17 protein-coding genes are annotated in these 17,865 nt (G+C 70.1%); 14 read left to right on the plus strand and 3 right to left on the minus strand.

Going from position 1 to position 17,865, the window contains the following annotated elements; genetic code table 11:
* Positions 1–17: 17 nt before the first annotated feature.
* The 9 genes from G6039_RS06655 (at position 18) to fahA (ending at position 9,624) form a co-directional block, all read left to right on the plus strand.
* On the plus strand, positions 18–1,079 hold the full coding sequence (locus G6039_RS06655; RefSeq protein ID WP_043797983.1) for an ABC transporter substrate-binding protein: 1,062 nt from the start codon (positions 18–20) through the stop codon (positions 1,077–1,079).
* Between the two features lie 45 nt (positions 1,080–1,124).
* On the plus strand, positions 1,125–1,406 hold the full coding sequence (locus tag G6039_RS06660; RefSeq protein ID WP_006939834.1) for a hypothetical protein: 282 nt from the start codon (positions 1,125–1,127) through the stop codon (positions 1,404–1,406).
* Between the two features lie 40 nt (positions 1,407–1,446).
* Positions 1,447–2,619 (plus strand): acyl-CoA dehydrogenase family protein, encoded by a 1,173-nt coding sequence (locus G6039_RS06665; protein WP_006939831.1) that lies wholly within the window; start codon positions 1,447–1,449, stop codon positions 2,617–2,619.
* A 29-nt stretch (positions 2,620–2,648) separates the two neighbouring features.
* Positions 2,649–3,815, plus strand: a complete 1,167-nt coding sequence (locus G6039_RS06670; RefSeq protein ID WP_043797980.1) for an ABC transporter ATP-binding protein — start codon at positions 2,649–2,651, stop codon at positions 3,813–3,815.
* Between the two features lie 5 nt (positions 3,816–3,820).
* Complete coding sequence (locus G6039_RS06675; protein WP_043798053.1) at positions 3,821–5,554, plus strand: ABC transporter permease; 1,734 nt, start codon at positions 3,821–3,823, stop codon at positions 5,552–5,554.
* Between the two features lie 160 nt (positions 5,555–5,714).
* Positions 5,715–6,248, plus strand: coding sequence for a MarR family winged helix-turn-helix transcriptional regulator (locus tag G6039_RS06680; protein ID WP_006939823.1), 534 nt, complete (start codon positions 5,715–5,717; stop codon positions 6,246–6,248).
* A 114-nt stretch (positions 6,249–6,362) separates the two neighbouring features.
* The gene (locus G6039_RS06685; protein ID WP_006939821.1) at positions 6,363–7,559 is read left to right on the plus strand and encodes a homogentisate 1,2-dioxygenase; all 1,197 of its coding nucleotides are present in this window, start codon (positions 6,363–6,365) and stop codon (positions 7,557–7,559) included.
* Positions 7,556–8,440 (plus strand): hypothetical protein, encoded by an 885-nt coding sequence (locus tag G6039_RS06690; protein WP_043797978.1) that lies wholly within the window; start codon positions 7,556–7,558, stop codon positions 8,438–8,440. Before G6039_RS06685 ends, G6039_RS06690 begins: the two co-directional genes overlap by 4 nt.
* Positions 8,437–9,624: a fumarylacetoacetase gene (gene fahA / locus G6039_RS06695; RefSeq protein WP_006939815.1), complete on the plus strand. Its 1,188-nt coding sequence runs from the start codon at positions 8,437–8,439 to the stop codon at positions 9,622–9,624. The genes G6039_RS06690 and fahA overlap by 4 nt, the downstream gene beginning before the upstream one ends.
* An 86-nt stretch (positions 9,625–9,710) precedes the next feature.
* On the opposite strand, the gene G6039_RS06700 is transcribed toward fahA, so the two are convergent.
* Entirely contained in the window at positions 9,711–10,436 is a 726-nt protein-coding gene (locus tag G6039_RS06700; RefSeq protein ID WP_043797976.1) for an MOSC domain-containing protein, read from the minus strand.
* An 84-nt stretch (positions 10,437–10,520) separates the two neighbouring features.
* Between G6039_RS06700 and G6039_RS06705 the strand changes: the two genes are divergently transcribed.
* The 5 genes from G6039_RS06705 to G6039_RS06725 all read left to right on the plus strand — a co-directional run bounded on the left by G6039_RS06705 (position 10,521) and on the right by G6039_RS06725 (position 16,199).
* Complete coding sequence (locus G6039_RS06705) at positions 10,521–11,495, plus strand: LLM class F420-dependent oxidoreductase (RefSeq protein WP_006939812.1); 975 nt, start codon at positions 10,521–10,523, stop codon at positions 11,493–11,495.
* Positions 11,496–11,697: 202 nt separating this feature from the next.
* On the plus strand, positions 11,698–12,585 hold the full coding sequence (locus G6039_RS06710) for an alpha/beta fold hydrolase (protein ID WP_006939810.1): 888 nt from the start codon (positions 11,698–11,700) through the stop codon (positions 12,583–12,585).
* Positions 12,586–12,595: 10 nt separating this feature from the next.
* Positions 12,596–13,396, plus strand: coding sequence for an enoyl-CoA hydratase (locus G6039_RS06715; RefSeq protein ID WP_043797975.1), 801 nt, complete (start codon positions 12,596–12,598; stop codon positions 13,394–13,396).
* Positions 13,397–13,452: 56 nt separating this feature from the next.
* The gene (locus G6039_RS06720; RefSeq protein ID WP_043797973.1) at positions 13,453–14,970 is read left to right on the plus strand and encodes an acyl-CoA synthetase; all 1,518 of its coding nucleotides are present in this window, start codon (positions 13,453–13,455) and stop codon (positions 14,968–14,970) included.
* A gap of 77 nt (positions 14,971–15,047) precedes the next feature.
* Positions 15,048–16,199, plus strand: coding sequence for an acyl-CoA dehydrogenase family protein (locus tag G6039_RS06725; protein ID WP_043797970.1), 1,152 nt, complete (start codon positions 15,048–15,050; stop codon positions 16,197–16,199).
* Positions 16,200–16,235: 36 nt separating this feature from the next.
* Here the strand turns inward: G6039_RS06725 and G6039_RS06730 are convergent, their stop codons facing one another.
* Together G6039_RS06730 and G6039_RS06735 are read right to left on the minus strand one after the other, a co-directional pair.
* Positions 16,236–16,700 (minus strand): MarR family winged helix-turn-helix transcriptional regulator, encoded by a 465-nt coding sequence (locus tag G6039_RS06730; RefSeq protein ID WP_006939806.1) that lies wholly within the window; start codon positions 16,698–16,700, stop codon positions 16,236–16,238.
* A gap of 125 nt (positions 16,701–16,825) precedes the next feature.
* Positions 16,826–17,764 carry a DNA-3-methyladenine glycosylase family protein gene (locus G6039_RS06735; protein ID WP_029546400.1) on the minus strand — a complete coding sequence of 313 codons (939 nt, stop codon included), beginning with the start codon at positions 17,762–17,764 and terminating at the stop codon, positions 16,826–16,828.
* Positions 17,765–17,865 lie beyond the last annotated feature (101 nt).

Below are 17,865 nucleotides of genomic sequence, written 5' to 3' on the forward strand. Positions count from 1 at the left end.
ACGAAAGGCCGTGTTCCATGAGAATCTCGACGCTGCGCCGCACGATCACCGGACTGGGGGTCGCCGCGCTGACGTTCACCGCGGTCGCCTGCGGTTCCGGCACCACCACCGAGGTCGCCGCAGAGGACCTGGGCCCGCAGGGGGATGCCGCGTGGCAGGAGGTGATCGAGGCGGCCAAGCAGGAGGGCTCGGTGACGTACTACACCGGGCAGGCGACCGACAATCTCGAGAACCTCGCCAACCGCTTCGAGTCGGCGTACGGGATCACGGTCGACATCGTCCGCGACAACGACGCGAATCTGCAGACCAAACTGGCCGCGGAGGCCTCGACCGGCCGGCAGGTCGCCGATGTCGTCGCCTCGGCGGCCCGCCCGTGGGTCGACGAGCGTATCGCCGAGGGCTACTACGCCCCGGTCACCGGCCCGGCGTTCGACGCAGCCGAGTTCGACAGTGAGAAGTTCATGATCGGCGACACGATCTTCACCTCGTCGGCGGCCGTGCTCACCTACGGCTGGAACACCGACCGGGTCCCCGAGGGCATGGACAGCTACGAGGACCTGCTCGCCCCCGAGCTGGCCGGCGGCAAGATCGGCGTGATCCTGCCGGTATCCGCAGCGATCGTCGACTTCTACGACTACCTCGCCGACACTGTCTCACCCGACTTCGTCGCGAAACTCGCCGCGCAGCAACCACGCACCTATCCGGGTGCGCAGGCAATGGGTCAGGCCCTGGCCTCCGGGGAACTCGCCGCCACCGTCTACACCGTCCCGCTGACCGCCGAGAAGGCGGCCGGCGCTCCGGTCGAGTCAGCCATGCCGAAGCCGGTGTTCGGTGCGGCCTTCTACACGGGCGTCAGCGGCGCCGCTCCGCATCCCAACGCGGCGCAACTGTTCGCGAACTTCCTCGTGACCAAGGCCGGTCAGGAAGCGGTCGCCAACCGGGCCGGCGCGGTCCTGCCCGACATCGCGACGGCGGCGACTCCGGCCGAGAACATCTGGGTCAACTCGCGGACCGTCACCGCCGCCGATGTGGAGGCCTTCCGCGCCGAGTTCGAGCAGTTGTTCGGCGCTTCCCAATAAGCACACACCGGGTTCGGTACGGACCTGACACGAGAGGAACTTCCGATGAACGTCGGTGAACGTTTGAAGAGCGCGGTGTGCACCGCGGAGGTCATCGTCGTCCGTATCGACGACGGCGCGACGGGGCCGCTGCTGTGCGGCGGCGAGCCGATGAGTGCGGATGCGGCGCCAGCCGCACCCGCGCAGGGCGGCGAGCTTCTCATGGGTAAGCGCTACTCCGGTGGCGGCGTCGAGGTCGTGGTCGTGCGCGGCGGCGCCGGGCCGCTCGCGGTCGGCGACGAGGTCCTCAGCCAGAAGCAGGCGAAGCCCCTCCCGTCCTCGGACTGACCGGGCACCCGGCGCTCCCTCATCCACGAAAGGCGACAGCATGATTCTCGGAACCTCGGCCGCGGCAGAGGACACCGCGTTGCTCACCGACACCATCCGCTCGGTGATCCGTCGGACGGACCCGGTCGACGGACGCGCGGAGCGCGTATACCGCGACGGTCCGGTCGATCGTGACCTGTGGGCCGTGCTGGGCACCGAGATCGGCGTGGGTGCACTCGCCGTTCCGGAGGCCGCCGGTGGTCTCGGCGCGTCGTTCGCCGACGTCGCCGCCGTCCTCGAGCTGCTCGGTGCGGAACTGTGCAGGGTCCCGGTCCTCAGTGGCGTCGTTGCCGCCGCGGCCTTGTCGCGCTGCGACGGCGCGCCGCGTGCCGCGGAGCTGCTCGCCGGCATCGCGACGGGGGAGACCGTCGTCGCCACGGTCGTCACCGCACCGGGTACGGACCCCGGATTTCGGGCCGAACACGTGGGTGACGACGTGTTCGTGACGGGCCGAGCCGGTTTCGTCGTGGATGGCGACGTCGCCGACACCGTGCTGCTGCCCGCCGTCGACGAATCCGGGACGGTGGGCCTCTACGCCGTCGACGCAGCCGTGCTCACGTCCGAGCGGATGGACACTACCGATGCGACCCGGATCCTGTCCCGGGTTCGTGCCGAGGCCGCCCCGGCGACCGTCCTCGCGGAGCGCGCTCCACTCGGGTGGATCCACGACAGGGCGGTCGTGGCCCTCGCGTGCGAGAGCCTGGGCGTCGCGCGTACCTGCCTGGCCAATGCCGTCGACTACGCCGGCCGGCGCGTCCAGTTCGGCCGCGTCATCGGCGGATTCCAGGCGATCAAGCACATGCTCGCCGAGGTCTCCGTGGCCGTCGAACTCGCCGAGTCCGCCGTTGCCCACGCCGTGTGGGCCGTCGTGGAGGGGAGCGACGACGATCTGGCCGAGGCCGCTGCGATCGCAGCCCTCGCCTGCGGGGACGCCGCACGCCTCGCCGTCGAGAAGAACGTCCAGGTGCACGGCGGCATCGGCTTCACCTGGGAACACACCGCACACCTGTACTACCGCCGTGCTCTGACTTCCGGCGTCCTGTGGGGGAGCGGTGACGATCATGCCCAGCGCCTCTATGCTCTGGCCGCGGCAGGCGCCGCGACAAGCAGCGAGGCATCCACCGATCCGAGGCAGGAGCCGGCATCCGCCGTGCTCTCCTCCACCGAGTCCTGAACCCCGCTCGTTCAGAAAGCGAGTACACCGTGTCCCACGTCTCCGTACGCCAGCTGCTCAAGAACTTCGACGGAAAACCACCCACCGTCGCCGTCGACCACCTCGACCTCGAGATCGAGGACGGCGAATTCCTCGTGCTGCTCGGCCCGTCGGGCTGCGGCAAGACCACGACGCTCCGCTGCCTCGCGGGCCTCGAACAGCCGGCCGGAGGCTCCATCACCCTCGGCGACCAGGTGGTGTTCGACCGGCAGCGCGGCATCAACCTCACCCCGGACAAGCGGTTCATCGGAATGGTGTTCCAGTCCTACGCTCTGTGGCCGCACATGACTGTGCGCAAGAACATCGCCTATCCGCTCAAGTCCCGCAAGCTCACCGACGCTCTCGCGAGCGGGCGCGTCGAGGAGACCGCGGCGCTGGTGGACTGCGAGCGGTTGCTCGACCGTCTCCCCGCCGAGCTGTCCGGCGGTCAGCAGCAGCGCGTGGCTCTGGCCCGCGGCCTGGTCTCCCACCCTGACCTGGTGCTGTTCGACGAGCCGCTGAGCAACCTCGACGCCCGCCTGCGCGACCAGGTGCGCGCGGAGCTCCACGACCTGCACCAGCGCAAGCCGTTCACCGCGGTGTTCGTCACGCACGACCAGAGCGAAGCCCTCGCTCTGGGAACCCGGATGGCGATCATGAGGTCGGGCAGCATCGTCCAGATGGGCCCGCCCCGCGAGGTCTTCGAGGAGCCGGTCGACGAGTACGTCGCGGGTTTCACCGGCATGTCGAACCGGGTCCCGTGCGAGTACGTCGACGGCCGCTGGTACGCGTTGGGCACCGAGATCCACGGCATGCAGCCGCGTGCGGCCGCGTCGGTCGGCTCGTTCGTGGTGCGCCTGCGCCCCGAAAAAGTACGCCTGGTCCCGGACGTGGCGGACCTGCAGCCCGGCGAGGCGGGCATGTTCGTCAACGTCGACGACGTCGAGTACGGTGGCCTGCACCTGGACGTCATGCTCTCGGTCGCGGTCGAGGGCTCCCAACGCCGCCAGTTGCACGCCCGCGTCGCGACGTTCGATTCGTTCCGCGCACCGCGGCTGATCGAACGCGACGCGCGGATGGTTCTCGCCTTCGACCCGATCGACGGGCGCACCTTCGACACCGACGGCAGGGCGCTGCCGATGGATCAGCAGGCGCTCGTCAGCGCCCTGGTGGGGTGAGGGCGATGGCGATTCTGACACTGCCACGGACCGAGGAGCACGAGTCCGTCACAACCGCCCCGAACGGCATGCGGAATACGGCGGTGCGCGCCGGGGCACGCCGAATGGGTGTCGTCGCGTTCACCGCGTTGCTCGCCTACCTGGTCGTCCTCCCGATCGTGCGCCTGCAACTGACCGCGTTCGAGGACGGCGCTGCCGGTTACTCGCGGGCATTCGGATTGTCGCGTATCGGTCAGATCCTCTGGTACACACTCGGATTGGCGATCGGATCACTGGCCATCGCGATGGTGCTGGGAACCGCTCTGGCGTGGGCGGCCAGCCGCCTGCCCCGCCGATTCGCGTTCCTCGAAGTCCTGCCGATTCTGCCCATCGTCATTCCGGCTGTCGCCTCGATCGTCGGCTGGGCGTTTCTGCTGTCGCCGCGGCCCGGCTACCTCAACGCCATGCTGCGGAATCTGCCGTGGTGGTCGCACCTCGAGGAAGGCCCGGTCGACATCTACTCGATCGAGTGGATCGTCATCATCACCGGCTTCTCGCTGAGTTCGTTCGTCTTCATGTTCGTCCGCTCCGGATTCGAGAACATCAACTCCGAGATGATCGAGGCCGCACAGGTTTCCGGCATGCCGGAATGGAAGGTCTTTTTCAGGATCACCCTTCCGCTGCTGCGCCCGACCCTCATCTACGGCTCCGGTGTCGCGCTGCTGCTCGGTCTCGGCCAGTTCACCGGACCACTGCTTCTGGGCACCAACTCCGGCGTCAGCGTGCTCACGACCGAGATGTACTTCCAGATCAGTGACAGTCCCGCGCAGTTCGCGACCGCCGCAGCGCTCGGCTCACCGCTGCTCGTCGTCGGTGTCGTCGTGGTGTTCGCGCAGAAGGCGATGCTCGGCAATCAGCGTCGGTTCGTCACGCACGGCGGCAAGGCGTTCAAATCACAGGGTCGGCCCTCCAAGGCCGGCGTCGCGGTGATCCTGGTGTTCTCGCTGCTGTCGACGATCCTGCCGCTGCTCGCCCTGGTGTTCGTCGCGCTGTCCCGATACTGGCGCGGCACCATCGACTTCTCGACCCTGACGTTCGACAACTTCCGCACGATCTTCTCCGGCACGGCCGTGCCGGCCGCGGTCGGCAACAGCTTGATGTTCTCGTTCGCGGCCATGGCGATCGTGCTGCCGCTCGGCTTCGTCGCGGCCGGCCTGATCGTGCGCGGCCAGCGCTACCCGGCCCTTCGCCTCCTCGTCGACGTTCTGGTATCGATGCCGCTCGGAGTTCCAGCCGTGATCTTCGGCGCAGCGTTCCTGCTGACCTACACCACCGGTCCGATCATCCTGTACGGCACGCCGTGGGTCGTGATTCTGGTGTACGTCACGCTCATGCTGCCGTTCGCGACCCGCATGCAGCTGTCGTCCATGCTCGCGCTCGGCGACAGCTACCTCGAGGCGTCCCGCGTCAGCGGCGCGGGCTTCGTCGCCACGAACGTGAAGATCCTGCTGCCGCTCATGCGCGGCAGCTTGGGCGGCACCGCGGCACTGCTGTTCGTGCTGCTCACCCACGAGTTCACGGCGTCGCTGCTCGTGCGCGCGTCCCGGACCCAGGTCATGGGCACCATCCTGTTCGAGTACTGGTCCAACGGCGGGTACCCGCTGGTGGCCGCCGTGGCCCTCGTGATGACGGGCGTGACCGCCGTGGGTGTCACTGCGGCGATGCTCGCCGGCGGCGCGGACGCGATGAGCAAGATGTGACATGTTCCCGGACCGCCCGGCCGACCACGTGTCGGCCGGGCGGTCGTGCGTTCTGCCCGATTGTGCGGTGCCGACACACAACGGCGGACAGCCCGGGTTTCCGTATCGGAATTGATTAACACATATACTAACGCGGCCGTCCTCGGATAAGGTGGCGCCCATGACCGAAGCGGACGCCCGCGACCTCGACTACTGGTCCTTCGTCGAACTCGCGAACCGGCGCCTGAGCAGCCGATACGGCGATTACCACGAGCAGGCCACCGAGGTGCTGCTGACCCTCAACCGGGCCTCCGACATCGTCACGTACGACCTGGAGGCGGCCGTGCACCGCCCGAGGGGGCGGTCGTGGTCGGCGTACCGCCTGATGTTCGTCACCTGGCTTGCCGGCCCCATCGAGCCGAAGGTGGCCGCCAAGCTCACCGGCATGAGCCGCGCCGCTGTCTCCAATCTCGCGAAACCGCTGGTCGAGGCCGGTCTGCTGGCTCGCACCCCGGATCCGGAGGACGGCCGGTCGGTCCGCTTGTCGCTCACCGAGGCCGGCGAGCGGGAGATCGTGGAGACGTTCCGCGCCCAGAACGAGCGCGAGGCCGCCTGGGTCGATGTGCTGACCGAGGCGGAGCAGCAGATCCTCGTCATGCTGCTCAACAAGCTCATCACCAAGCGCAGCCGGTTCGATATGCGCGACCGCAACTGACAACCGATCTTCCCGATGTGGTTGCGCTCACGTCCGAAAACTAGTTAAGGTGTTTACTAACACCGCGGGGGATCTCCGCGGATCAGCCACCCAGAGCCCGAGGAGCGGAATCCCATGGCGTTCTATCGACAGCTCGGCGTCATCCCGCCGAAGCGGCACACGCAGCACCGCAACGAGGACGGCGGGCTGTTCTACGAGGAGCTGATGGGCGAGGAGGGCTTCTCCTCGGACTCGGCGCTGCTCTACCACCGCCACATCCCGTCGGCCATCGTCGACGCGACCGAGTGGAAGCTGCCCGAGCAGGCCACCACCCCGAACCACCCCCTCAAGCCGCGCCACCTGAAGCTGCACGATCTGTTCCCGGAGACCGTCTGGGCCGAGACCGACGTCGTCACCGGCCGCCGGCTGATCCTCGGCAACGCGGACGTGCGCCTCTCCTACGTCGTCTCGACGAAGGAGTCGCCGCTCTACCGCAACGTCGTCGGCGACGAGATGGTCTACGTCGAGTCCGGCACCGCCCGCGTCGAGACCGTTTTCGGTGTGCTCGACGCGAAGGCCGGCGACTACGTGCTGCTGCCGATGGCCACCACGCACCGCTGGATCCCCACCGGCGACGAGCCGCTGCGCGCCTATGTCATCGAGGCCAACAGCCACATCGTCCCGCCGAAGCGCTTCCTGTCGCGGTTCGGCCAGTTCCTCGAGCACGCGCCGTTCTGCGAGCGCGACCTGCACGGCCCGACCGAGCTGATCCAGGTGGAGGACACCAACGTCGAGGTCCTGGTCAAGCACCGCACCTCGCACGGCATCGTCGGCACCCGCTACCTCGTGCCCAACCACCCGTTCGACGTCGTCGGCTGGGACGGCTGCCTGTACCCGTACACCTTCAGCATCCACGACTACGAGCCCATCACCGGCCGAGTCCACCAGCCGCCGCCGGCGCACCAGGCGTTCGAGGGCAACAACTTCGTCATCTGCAACTTCGTGCCCCGCAAGGTGGACTACCACCCGCTGGCGATCCCGGTGCCGTACTACCACTCCAACGTCGACTCCGACGAGATCATGTTCTACTGCGGCGGCGACTACGAGGCCCGCAAGGGCTCCGGCATCGGCCAGGGTTCGATCTCCGTCCATCCCGGCGGCCACGCCCACGGTCCGCAGCCCGGTGCCTACGAGCGGAGCATCGGCGTCGACTTCTTCGACGAGCTCGCCGTCATGGTGGACACGTTCCGGCCGCTCGAACTCGGCGAGGGTGCGCTCGCGTGCGAGGATGCGGCCTACGCCGGAAGCTGGAACCGGGGGCTGCAGAAGTGAGCACTCTCGGAGCCCTGCTGACGGAACTGTGCGACGACGCCGCGCTGTTCCCGCCCGGCAACGCCCCGCTCGATCGTGCCCTGCCGGCCCACGCCGCGCACCGCGTCGCCGACCATGCCGGGCTGGTGGGCACGTTCGTGTTCCCGGCGCCGCGGATCCCGGAGTTGCTCGAGGCACTCGGACAGCGCCCGTTCGGGGGCGACCTCACCCTGAGCCTGACCGTTCCGAGCGGGCCGTCCGCGGTCGTTCCCGCGATGGAGAGCCTGCGCGACGTGGACGGCGTCACCGTGGCCGCCCTCGAGATCGCCGTGCCCGCCGGGGAGAGCCCCGCCGGTGTGCTCGTCGCCCTCGACCTGATCGCCGCCGAGTACCCCGGAGTCGCACTGTTCGTGGAGGTCCCGCGCGACGAGCGCCGCGCCGAGATCCTCCAGGGACTCGTGGGGTCGCGTTACGCGGCGAAGTTCCGCACGGGCGGGGTCGTCGCGGAGGCGTACCCCGACGAACGGGAACTCGCCGACGCCCTCTCGACCGTGGTCCGCACGAAGGTCCCGTTCAAGGCCACGGCGGGCCTGCACCACGCGGTCCGCAACACCGACCCGCACACCGGATTCGAACAGCACGGATTCCTCAACGTGCTCGCCGCCGTCGACGCCGTGCTCGACGGTGCGGACACCGCGGCCGTCGCGGCGGTGCTCGCCGACCGGGACGGCGCCGGCCTCGCCGCCCGACTGCGCGACCTGTCGCCTGCTCGAATCGAAGAGCTGCGCAACAGCTTCCGCTCGTTCGGCACCTGCAGCATTGCGGAGCCGCTCGCCGATCTCGTCGAGGTCGGCCTGGCCCCGTCGACGATGTCCCCGATCACCGAAGGATCCCTTGCATGACCGTCATCGACATTCCGGAAGGTTCGCTCTTCGGCGCGAACAACCTGCCCTACGGTGTGTTCTCCACGGCCGGAACGGAGCCCCGCGTCGGTGTGCGCGTCGGTGACTCCGTCCTCGACCTCTCCGTCGTGTTCGACGACCCCGCCTTCGCCGAGCCCACCCTCAACGCCTTCATGGCGCAGGGCCGCGCCCGCTGGGACGAGGTGCGCGCCGCGCTGCAGAGCCTGGTCACCGGGGACGTGCCCGCCGAGGCCGTGCACGCCGTCGCGGACGTCGAACTGCACCTGCCGATCGAGGTCGCCGACTACGTCGATTTCTACGCGTCGGAGAACCACGCGTCGAACCTCGGACGGCTGTTCCGGCCCGACAATCCGTCGCCGCTGATGCCGAACTGGAAGCACCTGCCGGTCGGCTACCACGGCCGCTCGAGCACCGTCGTCGTTTCCGGCGTGGACATCGTGCGCCCGTGTGGCCAGCGCAAGGGCCCCAACGACCCGGCGCCCGTCTTCGGTCCGTCGATCCGTCTCGACATCGAGGCCGAGATGGGCTTCGTCGTCGGTGTCGGCTCGCCGATGGGATCGTCGATCACCCCGGACGAGTTCGCCGACCACTGCTTCGGGGCCGTCATCCTCAACGACTGGTCGGCCCGTGACATCCAGGCGTGGGAGTACGTGCCGCTCGGCCCGAACCTCGGCAAGTCCTTCGCGACCTCGATCTCCCCGTGGGTCGTGCCGCTGGCCGCACTCGAGGCCGCCCGCGTCGACACCCCGGTGCAGGACCCGGAGCCGCTGCCGTACCTGAAGGGCACCGAGAAGTGGGGCCTGGACATCGATCTCGAGGTCGAATGGAACGGCCACGTCGTCTCGCGTCCGCCGTACGCCCAGATGTACTGGTCGCCGGCGCAAATGCTCGCGCACACGTCCGTCAACGGTGCCGCCACCCGCACCGGCGACCTGTTCGGATCCGGCACCATCTCCGGGCCGGAGAAGGACCAGCGCGGCGCGTTCATCGAACTCACCTGGGGCGGTAAGGAACCGGTTCAGGTCGGCGACGAGACCCGCACCTTCCTCGAGGACGGCGACGAGATCGCGATCTCCGCGACCGCGCCGGGTCCGGACGGCACCCGAATCGGCTTCGGCGAGGTCCGCACCCGCATCCTGCCCGCGAAGGACGCCGGCCGCTGAGCCGACTCTCCCCGGATCCGCGCGCCGGTTCGACAGTGGCGCGGTGCATTCCGCGCGTCGACGTCCGGTCGGTGCGCGGATCCGTTTCAGCGGACGATCAGCGAATCACCCACGGCCAGAACGCCGTCCGATGCCACGTCGGCGTAGATGCCGATGCAGGGGGCGGGCTTGCCGCCCGCCCGGTTCGGGACGCGGTTGCGGTCGGTGACGGTGCGCAGCATGTCGCGCCGGGCCGGCACCTCCTGGTGCGGCAGCGTCACCATCACACACCGCGCCGTGCGCTGCGTCGGCACGAGCGCGACGGAACCGGCCTCGACACGCCGGCCCAGCCAGTCGTCCTCGACGAATCCGGTGTCGCCGGTCGAGACCACGAGGTTGGGCCGGAAGCGGCGCAGCGCGACACCGGCCGTGTCGCCCGTGCCGAGCGCCTCCACGGCGGCCGTCGTGAGCAGGTGCAACGGCGCCTCGTCGTAGGTGCGGGGGCGGGCCTCCAGGGTCAACGCACGCCCGGTCAGCTCGGACAGCAGCCCGGGGGTGCGCGGGTCGTCGCCGCGGGTGCACCGGCCGTCGGGCAGCGTGATCTCGAGGACGGACGGATCCGACGGGTCGGCGTCGTCGAGCAGGCGGGCACGGCACTCGAGCAGCCGCGACCAGGCCCGCACCTTCTTCGCTGACGCGACGGTGCCGGTCTCGGCGTCGATCACCGCCCACATGTGGTCGCCGCGCAGCCCGTCGGACTCGATCGCCGCCGACTGCAGTTGCTCGCCGCCGAACGACTTGACCGGGTAACGCCAGAGCTGAGAGACCTGCACAACGGCCCAGCATACGGACCGGTGTGTCCTTCGGGCGGTCGTGGCAGCCCGAAGGACGCACCGGCGCAGCCTAAGGTGTGGCGTATGAGCGATGATGCGACGCCGCGCCGTTGGGGCCTGACTATCCCTCTCGACGGCATTTCCCTGCCGGATCAGCGAAACCTGATCGCCGAACTGCCCGACCTCGGCTACACCGACGTGTGGTCGTCCGAGAGCAGCGTGGCCGACGCCTTCACGCCCCTGGCGCTGGCGAGTGTGTGGGCACCGACGCTGCGCCTGGGCACCGCGATCGTCCCGGTGTTCACGCGCGGCCCGGCCACCCTGGCGATCTCCGCGGCCACTCTCGCCGCCGCCGCCCCGGGCCGCTTCGTCCTCGGCGTCGGAACCTCGTCCAACGTGATCGTCGAGAAGTGGAACAGCACCCCGTTCGAGGAGCCGTTCAAGCGGGCCCGCGACACGCTGCAGTTCCTGCGCGCCGCGCTCGCCGGTGAGAAGGTCACCCACAAGTACGACACGTTCGAGGTCAGCGGGTTCCGGGCCGGCCTCGTCCCCGATCCCGCCCCGCCCCTGCTGCTCGCCGCCCTGCGGCCCGGCATGCTGCGCCTCGCCGGACGCGAGGCCGACGGTGCGATCGTCAACTGGCTCTCGGCCGACGACGTGCGCACCGTCGCGCCGTACGTGCACGAGGGTGGAGCGGGCAAGGAGATCGTCGCCCGCATCTTCGTGCTGCCCGGCTTCGACGCCGAGACCGCCCGCAGCATCGGCCGTCGCATGATCGCCGCCTATATGAACGTCCCCGTCTACCGTGCCTTCCACGAATTCCTGGGCCGCAGCGAGGATTTCGAGGGCATGTGGCGGTTGTGGGGGGAGGGGGAGCGGTCGGCGGCCCTCGCCGCGATCCCGGATCACGTGGTGGATCAGCTGGTCGTGCACGGTCCGCCGGAGGCGTGCCGGGAGCACATCGAACGGTACGTCGAGGCGGGTGTGACCACCCCCGTGATCGCGATGACCACCGCGGGCGATCCTACGGAGATGATCCGGGCCCTCGCCCCACGCTGAGTGCCGGATCCGCGCCGGGGCGGTCGACCGCGAATCGAGCGCGCCACTGTCCGGGAACCGTGCGGCAGTTCCGTGCCGATCGGTTCGGCGCCGAGCGTCGTCACGATTCGGTCGCGGCGGTAACGTCCCCGTCGGGCACCGACGACATTCCGGGCAGATCGACCGCTGGGAGGCCGCGATGCCTGGACCGGATCTGCGTCGGGTGACCGTCGCCGCCGACGACGGCCTGCCCCTGTCGGTGCGGGTGCACGGACCCGCCGACGCGCCCGTCACGGTCGTGCTGGTGCACGGGCACTGCCTGCGCACCGACAGCTGGTCGGCGGTGCGCGAGCGCCTTGCCGGGCAGGCCGGCGCGGCGGTCCGCATCGTCGCCTACGACCAGCGCGGTCACGGACGGTCGGGGGTCGGCGCGCCCGAGACGTACACCATCGAGCAGCTCGCCCACGACCTCGACGCCGTGCTGCGCACCGTCGTGCCCCGCGGGCCCGTGGTGCTGGCGGGGCACTCGATGGGCGGGATGGTGGCGATGGCCTACGCACGGCTGTACCCGGAGGCGATCGGCAGCCGCGTCGTCGCCGCCGCGCTCGTCGCGACCGCGGCGAGCGGCCTGGCCGACCTGGGGCTCGGCCGCTACCTGCGGCACCCGGCGGTGTCCGTGCTGCACCGCGCGGTGCGACGGGCGCCGCGGGTGATGCAGGGATCGATGCGCGTCGGCGGGCGGATGTGCGCGCCGGTGGTCCGTCGCGGCACCACGGATTCGTGGGCGCGTTCGCTGGCGACGACCCTGACGAACGAGACGTCGATCGTGACGCTCTCGCGTTTCCTTGCGGCGTTCGCGGTGCTGGACGAGTCGGCGGCGCTGGCCGTGCTCGCGGCGATCCCGGTCCTGGTGGTCGGCGGGTCGGCCGACGAGCTGACCCCGTTCGCGCATTCGCGGGCCATCGCCGCGCGGCTGCCGGCCGCCGAACTGGTGCGGGTCGACGGCGCGGGGCACTCGCTCATCGTCGAGCGCGCCGACGAGGTGGCGGCCGCGCTGCTGCGACTGCTCACCCACGTTCGGGGGGTGGCCACCCCCGTCGGGGTCGTGTAGGCAGGAGCACATGACCGACATGCGCACCGACCAGCCCGCCGCCGTTCTCATCGCTGTCGACGAGGCCTCCGGTATCGGCCTGCTCACCCTGAACCGTCCCGATCAGCGAAACCCGTTGTCCGCGGCGGCGATGCGCGAGGTCACGATGGGACTGCGCGCGCTGTCCGCGGAGTCCACGACCCGGGTGATCGTGATCCGCGCCGAGGGACCGGTGTTCTCCGCCGGTCACGACCTGCGCGAGATGATCGGCCGCACCCTCGAGGACGAGCGGGTCATCTTCGACACCTGCACCGAGATGATGCAGACCGTGCAGTCGGTGCCGCAGCCGGTGATCGCGTCGGTGCAGGGTGCGGCCGTCGCGGCCGGGTGCCAGCTGGTGGCGTCGTGCGACCTGGCGGTCGCGTCGTCGGACGCGGTGTTCGGCACCCCGGGGGTGAAGATCGGCCTGTTCTGCTCCACGCCGATGGTCGCGCTCAGCCGCGCGGTGGGGCGCAAGCGGGCCATGCAGATGCTGCTCACGGGCGAAACCATCGATGCGGAGACGGCCGCGGACTGGGGGCTGGTCAACTTCGTCGTCGACCCGGCGGCGCTGGAAACCGAGACCGCCGCGCTGGCCGCGAAGATCGTCTCGGCGTCGCCGGCGACGGTGCGGATCGGCAAGGAGGCCTTCTACCGGCAGATCGAGCTGCCGCAGGAACAGGCCTACGAGGCGATGGCCGAAACCATGGCGACCAACGCGATGATCTGCGACGCGCAGGAGGGCATGACCGCGTTCGTGGAGAAGCGCCGTCCCGTATGGCAGGGCCGCTAGGCTTATCGAGCGTTAAGTCTGGACCATTGGTTGGACGTCCTATAACGTGTCCGATCATGAGCTCAGACCCGCGCGCGAACACCGTCGACGGCGTGCTGCACCGCAGCGCCGCCCGCTTCCCCCACCGCACCGCCCTGCGGTTCGGCGACCGCACCCTCACCTACCGTGAACTCGACGACGCGGTCACCCGGGCGGCCGCCCGGCTGCGCGCGCTGGGCCTGGACCAGGGCGATCGCGTCGCCGCGTACGGCACCAACTCCGACGCCTACGTCGTCGGGTACCTCGCCGTCGCCCGGGCCGGCCTGGTACACGTGCCGATCAACTACGCGCTGCGCGGCGAGGAACTGAGCTACCTGCTCGGTCAGTCCGGGGCGCGTGCCGTCCTCGTCGACCCCGCCCTGGCCGGCAACCTCGAGCAGGTGCTCGCCGACGTCCCGGCCGAACACGTCCTGCCGCTACGCGACGCCGACGACTCGCTGCTCACCGCCGCGTGCGCGGGCGAGGTTCCGGAACTCGACGTGACCGTCTCCGACGCCGACCTCGTGCAGTTGCTCTACACCTCCGGCACCACGTCGAAGCCCAAGGGCGCCATGATGCCCCACCGGGCGCTGGTGCACGAGTACACCTCGTCGATCGTCGCGCTGGACCTGGCTGCGGACGACAACCCCCTGGTCTGCATGCCGCTCTACCACTCGGCCGGCATGCACGTGTTCATGATGCCGTACCTGGCCGTCGGCGCCACGATCACGCTGCTGCCCGCCCCCGACATCCCGGAGATCCTCCGGCTCGTCGAGTCCGAGCGCATCGGCTCGCTGTTCCTCGCCCCCACGGTGTGGGTGCCGCTGGCGAACCACCCCGACCTCGAGACCCGCGATCTGTCGTCGTTGCGCAAGGCCCAGTACGGCGCGTCGATCATGCCCGTCACCGTGCTGAACCGGCTCCGCGGGCGCTACCCCGACCTGGGGTTCTACAACTGCTTCGGTCAATCCGAGATCGGTCCGCTGGCAACGGTTCTGCGCCCGGAGGAGCACGAGGACCGGCCGTCGTCGTGCGGGAGGGCGGTGCTGTTCGTCGAGACCCGCGTCGTCGACGCCGACGGCAACGACGTGCCCGACGGTGAGTCCGGCGAGGTGCTGTACCGGTCGCCGCAGCTGTGCCTGGGTTACTGGGAGAACCCGGAGGCCACCGCGGAAGCGTTCCGCGACGGCTGGTTCCACTCCGGCGACCTCGTCACGCGCGACGCCGAGGGCTACATCACCGTCGTCGACCGCATCAAGGACGTCATCAACACCGGCGGCATCCTCGTCGCCTCCCGGGAGGTGGAGGACGCGCTCTACACCCACGAGGCCGTCGCCGAGGTGGCGGTCATCGGCACGCCCGACGAGAAGTGGATCGAGGCCGTCACCGCCGTCGTCGTGCTGCGCGACGGCGCGGATGTCGACGAGCGCGAGCTGATCGACCACGTCAAGCAGCGGCTCGCGCCGTTCAAGGTGCCGAAGCTCGTCCGGTTCGTGGACACGTTGCCGCGCAACCAGAGTGGCAAGCTGCTCAAGCGCGAGCTGCGCACCACGTGACCGAATGTCACATGAGTTCGATCGAAGTGAAGCGGTGTGACATTCGGTCACACGCGACGGAAGGCTGAAGGACACCGATGGTCAAGAAGCACGTGCCGTCCTGGCACGACGACGAGGTACAGGCAGTCTCCGAACTCGCCCGTGACTTCTTCGAGCGCGAGGTGATGGCCCGCGCCGAGGAGTGGGACGCGCAGCGGCGCATCGATCGCGAGGTGTGGCTCGCCGCAGGCAAGCTCGGGCTGCTGCTGTGCTCGGTGCCGGAGGAGTACGGCGGCGGTGGCGGCACCTTCGCCCACGATCTGGCCGTCTTCGAGGCGCAGGGCTACTCGGGTGACCTCGCACTGGGCATCTCGGTGCACAGCGGCATCGTCGCCCACTACATCCTCGAGTACGGCAGCGAGGAGCAGAAGCGGACCTGGTTGCCCGGCATGGCAACCGGTGAGATCCTCGGCGCGATCGGCATGACCGAGCCGGGCGCCGGCTCGGACCTCAAGGCCATCAAGACCACCGCGATCCGCGACGGCGACACATACGTGGTCAACGGCTCGAAGACCTTCATCACCAACGGCTCGTCGGCCGACGTCATCGTGCTCGCCGTCAAGACCGACCCCAAGGCCGGTGCCAAGGGCGTGTCCCTGCTCATCGTCGACCTGCGCGACTGCCCCGGCTTCGCGGTCGGGCGGGTGCTGGACAAGGTCGGCCAGCACGGCGCCGACACCTCCGAGCTGTCGTTCACCGACGTGCGGGTGCCGGTGGCGAACCTGCTCGGCGGGAGCGAGGGGCAGGGCTTCGCGCAGCTGATGGCGCAGCTGGTGCAGGAGCGGCTGATCATCGGCGCGCAGGCCGCCGGCGCGATGGAGCGCGCGGTCGAGGAGACCGTCCGCTACACGAAGGAGCGGCAGGCGTTCGGGCACAGCCTGTTCGAGTTCCAGAACACCGCGTTCGAGCTGGCGGAGTGCCGGACCATCGCCCGGACGTGCCAGGTGTTCCTGGATCACTGCATCGAGCAGCACCTGAAGGGCGAGCTCGACGACGCGGACGCCGCGATGGTCAAGTACTGGCTGACCGACAGGCAGTGCGAGGTGATCGACCGCTGCGTGCAGCTGCACGGCGGCTACGGCTACATGCGCGAGTACCTGATCGCGCGGATGTACGAGGACGCCCGCGTGCAGCGGATCTACGCAGGCGCCAACGAGGTGATGAAGCAGATCATCGCCCGCTCCCTCTGAGCCCGCCCCGGGTGGAGGGTTCCCGCGAGGAACCCTTCACCTGCCGGCCTGCCGGGTGTGGTGGGCCAGCACCTTCGCGAGCAGGACGGCGAGCTGGTCGCGCTCGGTCGGGTCGAGCGGCGCGAACGCCTCGTCCTGCGCCGCGACGAGCACGTCGTCGAGGGTGCGCAGGTGCTGCCGCCCGCGGCGGGTGACGCTGATGATGTTGCGGCGCCGATCGGTGGGATCGGGGCTGCGGTCGACGAGCCGCCGGTCGGCCAGCTCGTTGACGGTGGCGACGATGTCGCTGCGGTCCATCCCCGCGCGACGGCCGAGATCCGTCTGACACAGCGAGCCGTACTCCTCGAGTGCCGCGAGCGCGCGGTAGTGGTAGCCGCGGGCGTCGGCCTGGCCGAGCCGGTCGACCACCACCCGGTGCACGTGGCGGGCGGATTGGGTCAGCAGCCAGCTCGGGAGCCGCTCGAGCCTCGTGGGCGCGGTCGAAATGTCTGGGTCGGACATGCCACCAGGGTACGGTTCGACGGCCGGAATTCCGACGGTCAGCCGTCGGCGCCGCGGCAGCGCAGCCCCGCGGTACCGGGCCGACGATTCCGGCCCCGGCGGCGCGACCGGCGCGGGGGAACTGCTCAGCGCCCGCGGTGATCGGTGATCGGCGTGCGGGGTCCCCGTCGCGGGACCCGCCCCGCCCCGCCGGTCGCCATGATCAGTCGCACCGCTCGATAACGGTGCGGCCGAAGCGGTTCCAGATACTTCACCATGCCGGCGTCGTCGAGTGGTGCGCCCAGCAGCGACCAGCCGACGATCGTCGCGAGGTGGTAGTCGCCCACCGACAGCGCGTCCGCGTCGCCGAAGGCGCGCTGCGCGACCTCGGCGGCGGTCCATACGCCCACGCCCGGGATCGAGCGCAGCTTCCGCTGCGCCTCGGCCGGCGCGAGGTCGACGAGCCGCTCGAGGCGGTCGGCCAGCCGGGCGCAGCTCACGACGGTCCGGGCCCGGCCGGGGTCGACGTTGGCGCGGTGGAACTCCCACGACGGGACGCAGCGCCACGTCTCGGCGGCCGGGGGCACCCGCATCCCCTCCGGTGCCGGACCGGGCGCGACGTCGCCGAACCACGTGACGAGCCGCCGCCACGACGCGAACGCGGCGACGCTGTGCACCCGCTGTTCGAGGATCGCCGGGACCAGGGCCTCGAGGACGCGGCCGGTGCGCGGGATCCGCAGGGCCGGCAGGCGGCGATGGGCCTCGGCCAGGCTCGGATGCTCGGGCCGGAACCCGGTCGGGTCGTCCTCGGCACCGAGAAGGGTGGGAAGGTGTGCCGACAGTTCCTCGGCCCCGGCACCCCACGCGTGGCAGCGCACGCCGCGCGGACCGTCCTGCACGAGCCGGTAGGTGACCGGCCCCGACGCCAACCGGGACGTGCGCCACACGGCCTGCCCGTCGCGGCGATAGCAAGGGTCGTAGGGCCCGCGCTGCAGGGGTTGCAACGTCAGCGCGACGTCCACCGGCCGGGGCAGCTCGGCGCGGACGACGAGCGCGCCGGTGCTGGGTGGAGCGGGGGAGGGCACCGGTCCACCGTACTGTGCGACGAGGTGACCGTGCGACGAGGTGCGGATCGAAGGCGGCGACCCGCCGAGCGTGCGCTTCTCGCGCCGACACGCCGATGGGT

It is taken from the genome of Rhodococcus aetherivorans (assembly GCF_011058165.1).
In the GTDB taxonomy this organism is placed as follows: Bacteria; Actinomycetota; Actinomycetes; order Mycobacteriales; family Mycobacteriaceae; genus Rhodococcus; species Rhodococcus aetherivorans.

What these genes read in the sequence shown, in the direction of transcription:
- G6039_RS06655 (WP_043797983.1), top strand. Translation starts at nt 18, where the DNA reads ATGAGAATCTCGACGCTGCGCCGCACGATCACCGGACTGGGGGTCGCC.
- G6039_RS06680 (WP_006939823.1), top strand. Translation starts at nt 5,715, where the DNA reads ATGACCGAAGCGGACGCCCGCGACCTCGACTACTGGTCCTTCGTCGAA.
- G6039_RS06730 (WP_006939806.1), bottom strand. Translation starts at nt 16,700, where the DNA reads ATGTCCGACCCAGACATTTCGACCGCGCCCACGAGGCTCGAGCGGCTC.
- G6039_RS06715 (WP_043797975.1), top strand. Translation starts at nt 12,596, where the DNA reads ATGACCGACATGCGCACCGACCAGCCCGCCGCCGTTCTCATCGCTGTC.
- G6039_RS06705 (WP_006939812.1), top strand. Translation starts at nt 10,521, where the DNA reads ATGAGCGATGATGCGACGCCGCGCCGTTGGGGCCTGACTATCCCTCTC.
- G6039_RS06665 (WP_006939831.1), top strand. Translation starts at nt 1,447, where the DNA reads ATGATTCTCGGAACCTCGGCCGCGGCAGAGGACACCGCGTTGCTCACC.
- G6039_RS06675 (WP_043798053.1), top strand. Translation starts at nt 3,821, where the DNA reads ATGGCGATTCTGACACTGCCACGGACCGAGGAGCACGAGTCCGTCACA.
- G6039_RS06685 (WP_006939821.1), top strand. Translation starts at nt 6,363, where the DNA reads ATGGCGTTCTATCGACAGCTCGGCGTCATCCCGCCGAAGCGGCACACG.
- G6039_RS06725 (WP_043797970.1), top strand. Translation starts at nt 15,048, where the DNA reads ATGGTCAAGAAGCACGTGCCGTCCTGGCACGACGACGAGGTACAGGCA.
- G6039_RS06660 (WP_006939834.1), top strand. Translation starts at nt 1,125, where the DNA reads ATGAACGTCGGTGAACGTTTGAAGAGCGCGGTGTGCACCGCGGAGGTC.
- fahA (WP_006939815.1), top strand. Translation starts at nt 8,437, where the DNA reads ATGACCGTCATCGACATTCCGGAAGGTTCGCTCTTCGGCGCGAACAAC.
- G6039_RS06720 (WP_043797973.1), top strand. Translation starts at nt 13,453, where the DNA reads ATGAGCTCAGACCCGCGCGCGAACACCGTCGACGGCGTGCTGCACCGC.